Origin of the sequence: Speluncibacter jeojiensis (assembly GCF_029589495.1) — a bacterium.
GTDB lineage: Bacteria > Actinomycetota > Actinomycetes > Mycobacteriales > Mycobacteriaceae > Speluncibacter > Speluncibacter jeojiensis.
The window spans coordinates 1,106,814-1,119,839 of the sequence record NZ_JAAIVF010000001.1 but is presented as its reverse complement, the minus strand read 5'-3'; the positions used below and the strand labels follow the sequence as shown (position 1 = coordinate 1,119,839).

Annotated in this window: 10 protein-coding genes and 1 pseudogene; 6 read left to right on the top strand and 5 right to left on the bottom strand. The window is 66.6% G+C overall.

Going from position 1 to position 13,026, the window contains the following annotated elements; all coding sequences use genetic code 11:
* Positions 1-4: 4 nt before the first annotated feature.
* Positions 5-1,279 (bottom strand): ion channel protein, encoded by a 1,275-nt coding sequence (locus tag G4X40_RS04870; protein WP_277830529.1) that lies wholly within the window; start codon positions 1,277-1,279, stop codon positions 5-7.
* Positions 1,280-1,447: 168 nt separating this feature from the next.
* Here G4X40_RS04870 and G4X40_RS04865 point away from each other — a divergent pair, with 168 nt between their 5' ends.
* The 5 genes and pseudogenes from G4X40_RS04865 to G4X40_RS22915 all read left to right on the top strand — a co-directional run.
* A complete protein-coding gene (locus G4X40_RS04865) occupies positions 1,448-2,620 on the top strand; it encodes an AI-2E family transporter (RefSeq protein WP_277830528.1) in 1,173 nt (390 codons plus the stop codon).
* A gap of 122 nt (positions 2,621-2,742) precedes the next feature.
* On the top strand, positions 2,743-3,177 hold the full coding sequence (locus G4X40_RS04860; protein WP_277830526.1) for a DUF6325 family protein: 435 nt from the start codon (positions 2,743-2,745) through the stop codon (positions 3,175-3,177).
* Positions 3,178-3,190: 13 nt separating this feature from the next.
* The gene (locus G4X40_RS04855; RefSeq protein WP_277830523.1) at positions 3,191-3,517 is read left to right on the top strand and encodes an SHOCT domain-containing protein; all 327 of its coding nucleotides are present in this window, start codon (positions 3,191-3,193) and stop codon (positions 3,515-3,517) included.
* Between the two features lie 12 nt (positions 3,518-3,529).
* Positions 3,530-4,789, top strand: a complete 1,260-nt coding sequence (locus tag G4X40_RS04850; protein ID WP_277830521.1) for a DUF2254 family protein — start codon at positions 3,530-3,532, stop codon at positions 4,787-4,789.
* Positions 4,790-4,809: 20 nt separating this feature from the next.
* A pseudogene (locus tag G4X40_RS22915) lies at positions 4,810-5,119 on the top strand (DUF389 domain-containing protein); the annotation flags it as partial.
* 408 nt (positions 5,120-5,527) lie between these two features.
* Here the strand turns inward: G4X40_RS22915 and G4X40_RS04840 are convergent.
* The 4 genes from G4X40_RS04840 to G4X40_RS04825 are packed head-to-tail and all read right to left on the bottom strand — an operon-like array spanning position 5,528 to position 11,460.
* The gene (locus tag G4X40_RS04840) at positions 5,528-6,655 is read right to left on the bottom strand and encodes an NDMA-dependent alcohol dehydrogenase (RefSeq protein WP_277830520.1); all 1,128 of its coding nucleotides are present in this window, start codon (positions 6,653-6,655) and stop codon (positions 5,528-5,530) included.
* Positions 6,656-6,715: 60 nt separating this feature from the next.
* Positions 6,716-8,611: an alkyl/aryl-sulfatase gene (locus tag G4X40_RS04835; RefSeq protein WP_277830519.1), complete on the bottom strand. Its 1,896-nt coding sequence runs from the start codon at positions 8,609-8,611 to the stop codon at positions 6,716-6,718.
* Positions 8,612-8,615: 4 nt separating this feature from the next.
* Complete coding sequence (locus G4X40_RS04830; protein WP_277830518.1) at positions 8,616-10,163, bottom strand: long-chain-fatty-acid--CoA ligase; 1,548 nt, start codon at positions 10,161-10,163, stop codon at positions 8,616-8,618.
* A gap of 22 nt (positions 10,164-10,185) precedes the next feature.
* Positions 10,186-11,460, bottom strand: coding sequence for an MFS transporter (locus tag G4X40_RS04825; RefSeq protein ID WP_277830516.1), 1,275 nt, complete (start codon positions 11,458-11,460; stop codon positions 10,186-10,188).
* A 308-nt stretch (positions 11,461-11,768) separates the two neighbouring features.
* Here G4X40_RS04825 and G4X40_RS04820 point away from each other — a divergent pair, with 308 nt between their 5' ends.
* Positions 11,769-12,998, top strand: coding sequence for a PucR family transcriptional regulator (locus G4X40_RS04820; RefSeq protein ID WP_277830515.1), 1,230 nt, complete (start codon positions 11,769-11,771; stop codon positions 12,996-12,998).
* Positions 12,999-13,026: the final 28 nt, after the last annotated feature.

The window sequence follows — 13,026 nt, the reverse complement described above, 5'->3', positions numbered from 1 at the left end:
CTGGTCAGCGTTCCGGCGCGGGGGTCGGTTGCAACGCGAGTCTGACCGTCATCTCCGGCCGGGCCGAGATCAGCAGCCACAGCGGCAGGATCGCCAGGCACAGCACGGGGAGGACGGCGATGTCGCCGACCACCGTCGCACCGAGGAACAGTGCGACCCAGCCGTCGCGCGAGACCACCATGGTCAGCGCGAGCACCCCCGAGCCGATGGCGAGCGCGAGCGGCACGCCGGGGGCCACGCTGTGCGCGACCAATCCGGCTGCGACGCCGACGAACACGGCGGGGAAGATGTGCCCGCCGCGGAATCCGCACGCAGCGGCCACCACCAGGGCAGCCAGTTTGACGACGGCGATGACGATCAGGCCTGCCGTGGAGTGATCCGCCGCGGTCGCGGTGAGTTCTTTCATCTCGTCGACGCCCTTGAAAAGGGTAATCTTGCCGCCCAGCGCACCCAGGAGACCGAGCCCCATGCCGCCGAGTGTGATCGCGATGAGTGGGTTGGGCAGCGCATGCAGAAGGCGGTGCAGCGGGTGGAACACGTAAATCGCGGCGACCCCCAGCAGTGCCGCCGCCAGCGTGATCACGATGGCACTGACCAGATCGATCCACTGCGGGTCGGCGTAGGCCGGCACGGTGACCGACAACTGCGGGCTGCCCAGCAGGTGCATGGTCAACGCCCCGGCTCCCGCGGCGACCAACGGCGCGAACAGTTTGTCCCAGAGCCGGCCGTCGCTGTGCATCTGCTTCATCTCGGTCAGCAGTAACGCCGCGGCGACGGGTGTCCCGAACAGCGCGCCGATAGTTCCGGAGGCGCCCAGGATGACGCCGAATGTCGTTGGCGCACCGTGCCAGAGTCTGCCGATGACCCACACACTTACCGCCACATTGATCGCGATGATCGGGTTCTCCGGGCCCAGGGACACACCGCCGGCCAGTCCGAGTACAAGTGCCAGCGCGAGGCTCGGGAGGACCCGCAAAGGCTGCGGTGGCCCGACCAACTCGACGGTGGCGGGGTCGGGACCGGCGCGGCCGGGCATCTTCCACACGACCAGGCCCACCGCGACGCCGGTGGCCGTCAGCACGCCGACCATCCACCAGCAGCTGTCCGCGCCGACATCGAACCGGCTGGGCAGCCAACTCCACAGAAAATGCTGAAGTTGCTCGGCGACCCGGGACACACCGATGAGGATCAGTGCCGACCCGACGCCGACGAGAAGTGCCGGAATCGCTCGAGCGGCGATCGTGCGCGTGTCAGGTGTTTGCGGCAGTGGAGAATTCACGGTGGACAACCCTCCGGTGGCAGGCGACCACAATGACGCTAGGCCGCTGGAGCCACGTCCACGTCGCCCGAACCGGGTGAGGCCGAACCAGGTGGGCGCCTGCACGAGCAGGTAGATCATCCGGACAGGATGAGTCGGCCTCGTCGCCGCAGCACGATCATGGTCGTCATGAGCGCAGATGCCGGTGACCGGGCCGTACCCGCATGGTCACTGCCGCGAGGGCTGATCGTGGTGCTCGGGGTGGCCGGCGCAGTGGTGGCGGTCGCCGGGATGAAGGCCTTCGCGAGCGTGCTCGGCCCGACCTTTCTCGCCTTGATGCTCACCATCGCGGTCAGCCCGGTGCAGGGCTGGCTGCGACGCAATGGATCGCCGCGCTGGCTCGCAGTGTTGACCGCGATCGTAGTGGTCAACGCGATTCTCATCGGCCTCGTGCTCGCGCTGGCGATTTCGATCGAGCAATTGGTCACCATCCTGCCGGACTACGCGGGCAAGGCGCAGGATCTGCTCGACGGACTGCACAACCTGCTGACGGGCTGGGGGGTGGGGTCCGGCCACGCGAAGGACCTGCTCGCGCACATCGATCCGCAGCGGCTGCTGCACCTCGTCGTAGATCTGACGAGCGGACTGCTCGGTGCGGGTTCGTATCTGGTGTTCCTGCTGGCGCTCCTGCTGTTCATGGCGGTCGATGCGACCGGATTCGTCGACCAGATGAGCGTCGCGGCCGGGCAACGTCCACACATCATCGAGGGGCTGACGTCCTTCGGCGCGGGCGTACGCAGCTACCTCGTGGTCTCGACGGTGTTCGGATTGATCGTGGCGGTCCTCGACGGAATCGCGCTGTGGGCATTGGGCGTCCCGTTGCCGATCCTGTGGGGGCTGCTGGCGTTCATCACCAACTACATCCCCAACATCGGCTTCGTCATCGGGCTCGCGCCGCCGGCACTGCTCGCGCTGCTCGACGGGGGGCCGTCGCTGATGCTGTGGGTGATCGTCGTCTACAGCGTGCTCAACGTCGTCATCCAGTCGGTGATCCAGCCGAAGTTCGTGGGTGACGCTGTCGGTTTGTCGGTGACGTTGACCTTTCTGTCGCTGGTGTTCTGGTCGTGGGTGCTCGGTCCGCTGGGGGCGATCCTGGCGGTCCCGCTGTCGTTGTTCGTCAAGGCCCTGCTGATCGACATCGACCCGTCGGCCCGGTGGCTGAGCGGCATGATCTCGGGCGGTCCGCCGGCGAAAGACACGCCCATCCAGGACGCCGCCGACGGCGATCCCGATCCCGCGGCGATGCAACCGGAGACAACCGCGGACACGGCGGCGGCCACGGAGGACGAAGCCGAGGAGTGATCACCCCGGGAAGGTCACCCGTTGCGGGTGACCTTCCCGTTTTTCCTTGCGCCCGAGGGAGATGACTTCACATGATGATCGGTGGACGCGGGTGATTCGATGATGGAAGGGCGGCATCGACGGTGACTACGACGACTGGATGGAACGAACTCGGACCGGTTGAGTTGGTGGTGCTGACCTTCCCTGGGACGAGTATCGACCGGGCGACGGTCGAGGAGATCAGGGACCTCGTCGCGCACGGACAGGTGACACTGCTCGACCTGGTCTACCTGGCCAAGGACGAGAACGGAAACGTCACGCAGGTCGACGTCGACGAAGACCTCGCCGGCGTCGGGCTCGCGGAACTCGCGCTCGATGCGAAGGCACTCGTCAGCGACGACGATCTGGAAGTCGTCCGCGAGTCCCTCGAGCCGGGAACCTCGGCGGCGCTGATCGTCTACGAGGAGACGTGGGCGCGGCGATTGGCTCTTCGGGTCCGGCAACAGGGCGGCGAGGTCGCGCTCCACATCCAGGTGCCACGGGACGTGCTGCAAGAAGCGGTCGAGGCCGCACTCTAGACAGGAGAACGACATGGTGTTCAGAGCCGGACGAATCGGGCGGCCGGGCCTTCTCGGAACGGTCGCTCGGACCGCGGTGGTGGCGGGTACGGCCAGTGCCACGGCCAACGCCGTCAACCGCCGGTCGCAGCAGCGTGCCGCCGAACAGCAGGCCTACGCAGAACAGCAGTACGCCCAGCAGGAGACCTATGCCCAGCAATCGGCGGCACCGCAACCGGCGACGCCGTCCCCCGGTGGCGAGGATCTGATCGCCAAGCTGCAGCAACTGCAGCAACTGCACGACTCCGGGGCACTGACGGACGACGAGTTCGCGGCGGCAAAGGCAAAACTGCTGAGCTGAGCGACAACGGTCATGACCGGCAAACGTCGGCGTCGGGGGCATGAAAACGGAGGCGGTGCCGGCCGCTATCTCCTCCGGAATCGACCGGAAGTGCGGGCTTTGCGGCGTCGCCGTCGATTTCACACGAGCATCATCACCGCGGCCTACATCTGTGTCGGCGCCGGCCTTGCGGTCGGGGTCGTGGACATCGGCCGCGGTCCGATGGTGGCGGCGGCCCCGGTGGTACAACTGCTCGGTGCGGTTGCCGGCGGGTTGCTCACGCTCATCGGCATCGTCATCTCGTTGCTGTTCTTGGTCATCCAGTTCACCGTCACAGCCCAGTCGCCGCGACTGAATCTGTTTCGGGACAACCTGCTGGTGGCGCACCTGTTCGGCTTCCTGCTGGGCGTACTCGTCAACGCGGTGGTCGCCGCGGCGTTGGTGTTCGGGCGGCAGACGGTGTCGCTGGTCGTGCCTGCTCTGGTGATCACCCTGGTGGTGGCGGGATTGGTGTTGCTACGGGCGGTGCAGGTCACCGCGATCAGGGCGGTTCAGCTGGCGCCGATACTGGAAGATGTTGCCGCACGCGGCCGGGAGGTCGTCGACGCGCTGTATGTTAGGCCGGTCGGGGCCGCTCGCCCGCCGCAGTTGCAGCCGGAATCCGACCTGTGCCGTGAGGTGCGCTGGGAGCGCCGCACCACTAGACTGCGGCAGGTCGATTTCCCGGAGCTGCTGAGCCGGCTTGCCGTCGAGGACGCGCACGCCCGGCTACTGGTCGCGCCCGGTGAACTCCTGCGCGAGGGGGCGGTTTTCCTGCGTATATACGGCGCGAGTGACAGAGCCCCGCTGGAGGGAATGGCCGAGCTGTTCGAGGTCGGTCGTGAGCGGACTTTCGACCAGGATCCGACCTTCGCGTTCCGGCTGCTGAACGATATTGCGCTGAGGGCGCTTTCGCCGGCGGTCAACGACCCGTACTCGGCGATCCAGGCGATCGACGAGATCGAGTCACTGCTGCGTGCCCTGGCCGTGCGGGATCTGGGAGTCGGTGTGCTCCAGGACGAGAACCTGGTGGCGCGGTTGGTATTCGAGCCGCCGACCTGGGATGACTATCTGCACAGTGCCGTCGACGAACTGTTCGACGTGGTGGATGCGGCCCGCAGTGTGCGACAGCGTCTCGAGGAACTGCTCGAGCACATTCGGACGATCGCGCCCGAGTCGCGGTGGGAGGCGATCGATGTACGGCGCGCCGAGCTCGATGAGATCGGTGGCACGACGCGCACTGCTGGTTCATGACGGACTGATCGGAGACCGGCTTGCACACTCCGGTACCGGTGGGGCAACGCCGGAGCCTCGACGAACTCGATGAACGATTCGACCTGGCATCCGGAGATCGACGGTCCAAACAGTCGGATCCTCGGTGTGGGTCTCGGAATAGCCACGGGCAGAGGTCGACTCGTCATTCACAGTCTCGGCTACGTGGTGGCCGGAGTGGTTCTGGTCGTTGTCCTGGGGTATGTCGTCGCGCAAGTCCTACCGAATCCGGCCAACGTGCTGACCAACTCGCAGGTGTCCGGGCGTACTTCGCCGACGCTGATGGACTTGTTGGCCGCAAGGCGCCGAGGTACTCGACACCACGATCCAGGGCGACGAGATCACTGTCACGGTTCTCGGTCCAGCCGATCTTCCACCGCTCGCCGACCTCCAACGATCAGCGGACGCGATTCTGCCCTGGCACGCGGATGTGACCGTCGTGCACAACGTGGGTGGTCTCGTCCGATGAGACGGGGCCGGCCCACAGGGGTGGGGCGCCACCGGCCGCCCCACCCCCAACCTGCTACGCGGACAATGCCACCAGCCCGATGATGGCGGCTGCGCCGCCGAGCAGGCCCGCCCCGAGACTGGCCAACTTGCTGTACTGCGTCAGGTTCTGTGCTGACGATCCCATGACGATGCTCCTTGAGTCTTGTCGATGCTGAGTTCTTTGCGGACTTGAACTGCTGCTTGCCGGCGCACTTGTGGTGCTGTGCCGGTTCAGTAGTCGGCGTCGGTGTACTTGATGACACCGCGTAGGTTGCGGCCGGCGAGCATGTCGTCGTAGCCCTGGTTGATCTCCTCGAGCCGGTAGGTTCGGGTGACGAGTTCGTCGAGCTTGAGTGCGCCGCTGCGGTAGTGGTTGAGCAGCTGCGGGATCTGGGTACGCGGACCCACACCGCCGAAGATCGCGCCCTGCACGCGCTTCTGCAGCAATGTCAGCTCGAACAGGTTGAGGGTGGTCTCCATCTTGGAGAAGTCACCCATGGCGGTGACCACCACCTGTCCACCCTTGCCGGTGAGGCTCAGCGCCGGCTGGATGATCTCGCCCTGGATGTCGCCGACGGTGATCACGGTGACATCGGCCATCAGGCCCCACGTCAGCTCGCGCACGGGTTCGAGGGCTTCCTCGATCGATGCGAAGGCGTGTGTGGCGCCGAGTTCGAGGGCCTTGGTGCGCTTGAACTCCACCGGGTCGACCGCCACCACGTGACGGGCACCGGCGGCGGCGGCGCCCTGAACCGCGTTGATGCCCACGCCGCCGATACCGACGACCACCACGGTGTCGCCGACCTTGGTCCCGCCGATCGCGGTGGCCGAGCCCCAACCGGTGGCCACGCCGCAGCCCAGCAGAGCGGCCTTGTCCAGCGGGATGTCCTTCTCGATCTTGATGACAGAGGCCTGGTTGACGGTGACGTAGGGGGCGAAGGTGCCGAGCAGGCACATCGGCATGAGCGGATCACCGTTCAGGCTCGCGCGATGGGTGTCGTCCGCGATCGCCAAGCCGGTCAGCAGGCGTGCGCCCTCGTCGCAGAGGTTCTGCAGGCCCTTCGAGCACGGGCGGCAGGTGCCGCAGGCGGGGATGAAGGCGAGCACCACGTGATCGCCTTCCTGAAACCCGGTGACACCGGGACCCACCTTGGTGACCACGCCGGCTCCCTCGTGGCCGCCGAGGACCGGCCAACTGGCGACGGGGCTGGCGCCGGTGCGCAGGTGATGGTCCGAATGGCACATACCCGACGCGGCGAGCCGGACCTGTACCTCGCCGGCCACCGGGTCGCCGAGGTCGATCTCCTCGATCTCCCAGTCGCCGCCGATGGTCCTGAGGACTGCTGCCTTGGTCTTCATTGATCGTTGCTCCTTGTTCTGCGTGATCTGTCGATGGGGTTGCGCGATACGTGGGCCGGGTCAGGGGGTGACGATGGCGAAGGACTGTTCGAATTTGTCGCAGAGCTCGAAAAGTGCAGCGGACGAGTCGATGTCACCGGTGACGGTCAGCGTCCCGGCGGATTCGGCGGCTCGTAGGTCGGCGGTGCCGAGGGCCAGACCGGCGAGCGTTGCCTTCGGCAGTCGCACGTGCGCCGAGTAGCCGTGATCGGGGATGAGTGTGCTCCGCACCAGGACTCCGTTGGTCAGCCGGATCAGCCGTTGCTCCCCGGTGTCGGTCACGGTGAACAACACGCTGAATGACTGTTCATATGCCTTGGGCCCGTTGAGTCGGATGGACAGGTAGTCCAGCAGCATGTCGGTGGTCATCGCACGTACGACGTCCGGCGCGACGGTGGTGGTGGGCAGCTTCTGCACTCCGTGACGCAGCTCCTGGGCGCCGCTGAGGTAGAAGTTGCGCCAGGGTGCGGACTCGGACTGGTACCCGAGCTGTTCGAATGCGTCGGCCTGCAACTCGCGGGCCTCGCGGTTGCCGGGGTCGGCGAACACCACGTGCCCGACGACCTGTGCGACCCAGCGGTAGTCGCCGTCGTCGAACGACCTGCGTGCCTTGCTCAGCACCGCGTCCGGACCGCCCATGAAGTCGACGTAGCGGCGTCCGGACTCGGCCGGCTCGTGCGGATGCAGGTTCGCTGGGTTGCCGTCGAACCAGCCGAGATACTTCTGGTAGACGGCCTTGACGTTGTGGTTGAGCGAACCGTAATAGCCGCGGTTGGCCCAGAACGTGGCCAGCGACTGTGGCAGCTCGATGCGTTCGGCTATCTCGACGGCGGTGCGCCCGTGCGCGGCCAGGCGCAGCGTCTCGTCGTGGATGTAGCGGTACAGGTCGCGCTGCTGTGCGAGGAACTCGACGATCTTCTCGCGTCCCCACACCGGCCAGTGATGGCCGATGAACATCACGTCGGTGTCGTCGGCGAACAACTCGATCGACTCGTGAATGTAGTTGCTCCAGGCGGCGGCGTCGCGAATCTCCGCTCCGCGCAACGTATACAGGTTGTGCATGTTGTGCGAGACGTTCTCCGCCATGCACAGCGCTCGCAACTCCGGCAGGTGGAAGTTCATCTCGGCCGGCGCTTCGGAGCCCGGGGTGTACTGGAAGACGAACCGCACTCCGTCGAGCACCAGTTCCTGGCCGGATTCGGTGATGAGGTCGGTGGGGGCGATCAGTGTCGTCGTGCCGTTTGTCAGGCCGATCCCCAGCCCGCAGGTCATCTGCCCCCGCGCTCCCGGGGCGATGCCGACACCGTACATGTACTGGGCGCGACGGGACATCGCCGTTCCGGCGTTCACGTTCTCGCTCACCGCGTGATCGAGAAAACCGACGGGAGCCACGACCCGCACCTGGCCGGTACGTGCCTGCTCGTCGGTCACCACTGCCTTGACGCCGCCGTAGTGATCGGCGTGGCTGTGGGTGATGACGACCGAGGTGACGGGCTTGTCGCCGAGGTGTTCTCGTACCAGCGACATCCCGGCATCCACCGCTTCGGTACTCAGCAGCGGGTCGATCACGATGTACCCGGTCTCGCCCTCGACGATCGTCATGTTGGCGATGTCGAAGCCGCGGATCTGATGCACGCGCTCGCAGACGCGGAACAGGCCGTGCTGCAAGTTCAACTGCGCCATCCGCCACAGGCTCGGATTCACAGTGCTCGGTGCGGCGGCGTCGAGGAACGCATAGGGCCGCAGGTCCCACACGACCCGGCCGTCAGGACCGGTGATGACCGGCGGATCGAGGGTGGTGACGAAGCCGCGCCGAGCGTCCTCGAAGCTCTCGGTGTCCGCGAAGGGGAGCGCGCCGAGTACGGCGAGATTGGCCTCGACCGTGGCGGAGGTGGCCGGTTTGGGCTCGATCGACATGGGGTCAGTTCCTTTCCGCTGCAGCGGAGATCAGTTCGCGCTTGAGGACCTTCCCGGTACCCGAGAGCGGGAGGGATTCACGGAATTCGAGCAAGCGCGGGTACTTGTAGGCGGCCATGTTCGCCCGGCACCACTGGACCAACGCGTCCTCGGTGGTGTCGGCGCCCGCGGAGGGAACGATGAAGGCCTTGACCTCCTCGCCGTGGGTGGGATGCGGAACACCCACCACCGCAACCATGCTCACCGCGGGGTGAGTCATCAGCACCTCTTCGAGTTCCCGCGGATAGATGTTGTAGCCGCCGCGGATGATCATGTCCTTGGCGCGGTCGACGACGTAGAAGTAGCCGTCGTCGTCCCGCCGCCCGATGTCACCGGTGTGAAACCAGCCGCCACGCATCGCAGCCGCCGTCTCGTCGGGGCGATCGTGATAGCCCTTCATCACGTTGTGGCCGCGGATCACGATCTCGCCGAGTTCCCCGTCCCGCACCTCGTGCCCGTCCTGGTCGACGACCTTGACCTGGACTCCCCAGATCGGGAGGCCGACCGACCCCGGCTTGGTGGGCCGGTCGGTCCGGTTGAAGGTGGCGATGGGACTGGTCTCGGACAGGCCGTAGCCCTCGAGGATCTGCACGCCGAAGCGATCCTTGAACTGGCGCAGCACCTCCAGCGGCAGCGCGGACCCGCCGGAGTTGGCCATGCGAAGGTGGCGCGCCAACTGATCGAGATCGGAAGGGTCGGACCGGGCGGCGTGCGCGAGCAGTGCCAGGTACATGGTCGGCACGCCGGCGAAGACGGTCACCCTCTCGCGCAGCATGAGCACCAGCGTCTCGCCGGGCTCGAAGCGAGGTTGCAGCACGACGCTCGCCCCGCCCAGCAGGGCCGTGTTCAACTGGCAGGTCAGGCCGAAGACGTGGAACAGCGGCAGAGCGGCCAAGTAGACGTCGTGGTCTTCGCTCCCGAACAACCGGCTGGCAACCTGGGCGTTCTGCAGCATGTTCGCGTGGGTGAGTTGAGCGCCCTTCGGCTGCCCTGTGGTGCCGCTGGTATAGAGGATGACGGCGGTGTCGTCGGCTGCTGTCGACGCGGATTCGAATGTGGGCGAATGACAGTCGAGTGCGGACCAGAGCGCAGTGGAGACTCCACGACCGGGCGTGGACGTGCCCAACTGGAAGAAACGCTCACAGGACTCGTTCGCCGCAAACGCATCCCAGGCATCGGATCCAAACGGGTCCTCGAACGCGAAGAACGCCTTGGCGTTCGAGTCGCGAAGGTGGTAGGCGATCTCGCGGGATCTCAGCAGGACGTTGACGGGTACGACGACACAGCCGGCCTTGAGGATCCCGAAGTAGACGACCGGGAAGTCCGGCACGTTCGGGCATTGCATGACGACACGGTCGCCGGGTTCGAGCCCGAGCGAGCGCAGCAGGTGGGCGACCCGGTTGGCGGCCTGATCGAGTTCCCGGTAGGTCATCCGGGTACCGGCCGCGACGATGGCAATGTGGTCCGGCGCCTCGCGCGCGCTGTCCTCGAGGATCACGGCGAGATTGAGCATGCTGGAGTTCTCCTGTTCGAAATCAGTTGGCGCAGTGCCGAGAAGAGGTGGTTGCGCGGGTCCTCAGGCGGGCTGCATCGCGTTCGGGTCTGATCAACGCGACCGCGGCGATGCCGCCGACGACGAGGATGATCCCGGTGAGCATGAAGACCGTGTCGTAGCCGTGGATCGGGGCCGAACCGGCGTCGCCGACGAGTCGGCCGGTCACGAACGGCGCAGCGACACCGGCCAGGGAATAGACCGCGACGAACGCGCCGAGCACGGCACCGCGGGACCGTGCCGGTGAGATCTGTCCGCACGCGGTGGTGGCGACCGTGAAGATCACGCCGGAGATACCCAGCCCCAACGCCATCAGGGCCAGCTTCATGGGGCCGTTGGGCACGTGGACGAATGCCCAGGTGCAGACGCCCGCGGCGATCACGACGCCGCCCCCCAGTGCGCCGCGTGCCCATCTGGCCGAGACGCCGCGCTTCATCAACCGCTGGGTGACGACACCCTGCGCGACGACCGCGACCGCGCCGGCCACCCACGGGAGGGCGGTGAGCAGGCCGGTCTGCGACTTGCTGTACCCCGCACCGTTCGTCAGATACGGCGGGAGCCAGGAGACGACCAGGGACAGGGACCAGTAGGCGGCGAACACGGCGATCGAGCAACCGATCCATGTCCCGGTCGACAGCACCCGGAGGGCCGAGACCGCGGGTACGTCCTCGACACCCTCAGCAGATGCTGGTTCGGCAGTGCCATGCGAGTGCGCACCGAGTGGGCCCTCCCTGCCTGCCACTGCCCAGACGACCGCCCACACCACGCCGGCCACGATCAGTGCGACGAACATCGATCGCCAGCCGTGATGCACCATCAGCCAGGTCAGTGTCGGTGCCGCGACCATCACCCCGAGTGCCGGGCCGAGGCTGAGCAGCGCCGCGGGGACGTTGCGGTCGGCGTCGACGAACCACTTCTGCACGGCATGATTGGCGACGCCGAATGCCGGGCCTTCCGCGGCGCCGAGCACGATCCGGGATGCCAGCAGGACACCGAATCCCGCCGCGCCCAGAACCGGCAGCAGCGCGACCGCCCAGACGACGGCGAGCACGAGCAACACCGGTTTGGTCGCGAACCGGTCGGCGATGAACCCGACGGCGAGCGCGGAGATGCTGAACAGCAGGAAGAATCCGCTGGCGATGGTGCCGTATTGCGCGGCGCTCAGCCCGAACTCGTGACGGATGTCGTTCGCGGCGAGTCCCAGGACGGCCTTGTCGCCGAAATTGATCATCATCAGCGCGAGCAGAAGTGCGGTCACGGTCCATCCGCGCGACCGCGAGACGCCGGACTGTCGGGCCGACGGTGCGGGAGACGCCGCGTCCGATGGGGCAGCGATGTTGGTTTGGGACATGAGTGCTCCTGTTTTCGGGCGCAAGGGGCCGCGCAAGGAACGAACGGTGGTGAGCAGTGTCCGATCGATTACAACCGGCACGTGACTGTGATATGAGCCACACGTTGTGCTGGATTCCACCGTAGGATGGGCCCACCAGGCCGGCAATGGCGATTTCGCACAAACCGACGCCTGGAGGGTGTGCGGGAGCACAATCTGCGGCGAAGGCGGGAACGATGAGTGGCGACGGACCGGTCCCTCGATCGGCGTTGGCGATCCTCGATCGGGTCTACAAGCGCTTCGATGCGGTGGCCAGGGCCGGCGCGGTCGGACCCTCTGCGGGCCACCTTCCGGTGGGCATTCGTGAGCAGGAAGTGCCGGCGACGGTCCGGCACTACCTGGCACTGGTGGTTCGCTCGTTGCGCGAGCACGAGCCGCTCCGGGAGCCGGACCTCAAGGGTGCGCGGAGCAGGGGAGCGCAACGCGCCGCCGAAGGTGTCCCGCTGTCATTGGTCCTACACAACTGGCACTACGGCGGCCGCATGTTCCTCCAGGCATGCGGGGAGGAGGCCGGTGAGGCGGACGTCGAGGGTCTGCGATACCTCATGCTCGGCTATTTCGACCTGCACGAGGTGATGGTCCGTGCCGTCGTCGATTCCTATCAGGCGGAGATGGCGGTGATCAGCAGTGAGGATCGCGGTGCCGACCATCTCCTGGCGCGACTGTTGCTCAGTGGGCAGAACGCGACCGAGGAAGCGGAACGCTTCGGGGTCCGACTGGCCAGGCGATATGCGGTACTGGCCGTGGCCTTCGCGGAACTCGCCGACGAACGCGGCGACGACGCGACCAGGCGTGCGGTCGCGGGCCGCCGCAAACTCCGACAGGTCCACCGGGTCCTGGTCGGTGGTGGCACCGAACAGGTCTTGGCACTGCTCGAACCCGAAGGTGGGCAGATCCTGATTCCGTGGGATGGTGAGAGCCCCCGGCGTGCTGCGCAGGTTGCTGCGGCACTGATCGACCGGATCGGTGCGGCGGCCGGGGTTGCGGTCACCGCCGGCCTGGTCGGCTATGCCGAGACCGACTCCCTCCCGGCGAGCAGCGCGCTCGCCCAGGACATCCTCGATCTGGCGGTGGCGGAGCGTAGCCCCGCGGGGCTGTACCGGATAGAGGATGTGGCGCTGAGCTACCAACTCACCCGGCGGACCGCCGGCAGTGATCACCTGCTGATGATCCTGGCGCCGCTCGAGCCGCATCCGGAACTGCTCGAAACCCTGGAGAGTTACTACGCGCACAACCTCGACCGGGCGCCGACTGCGCGTGATCTGCATGTCCACCCGAACACGGTCAACAACAGGATCAACAGAATCGAGGAACTGCTCGGTATGGACCCGAACGACGTCACCTCGATCATGCGACTCGGGGCAGCGCTGGAGATCAGGCGGGCGGCCCACCACCTCGCGGACTGAGATTGTGTGGTCGCACAAGCCTCTCGAC

Bases quoted from the DNA above. Each gene is read 5' to 3' on its own strand.
- G4X40_RS04830 (WP_277830518.1), bottom strand. From the start codon at position 10,163: ATGCTCAATCTCGCCGTGATCCTCGAGGACAGCGCGCGCGAGGCGCCG.
- G4X40_RS04820 (WP_277830515.1), top strand. From the start codon at position 11,769: ATGAGTGGCGACGGACCGGTCCCTCGATCGGCGTTGGCGATCCTCGAT.
- G4X40_RS04855 (WP_277830523.1), top strand. From the start codon at position 3,191: ATGGTGTTCAGAGCCGGACGAATCGGGCGGCCGGGCCTTCTCGGAACG.
- G4X40_RS04850 (WP_277830521.1), top strand. From the start codon at position 3,530: ATGACCGGCAAACGTCGGCGTCGGGGGCATGAAAACGGAGGCGGTGCC.
- G4X40_RS04840 (WP_277830520.1), bottom strand. From the start codon at position 6,655: ATGAAGACCAAGGCAGCAGTCCTCAGGACCATCGGCGGCGACTGGGAG.
- G4X40_RS04865 (WP_277830528.1), top strand. From the start codon at position 1,448: ATGAGCGCAGATGCCGGTGACCGGGCCGTACCCGCATGGTCACTGCCG.
- G4X40_RS04835 (WP_277830519.1), bottom strand. From the start codon at position 8,611: ATGTCGATCGAGCCCAAACCGGCCACCTCCGCCACGGTCGAGGCCAAT.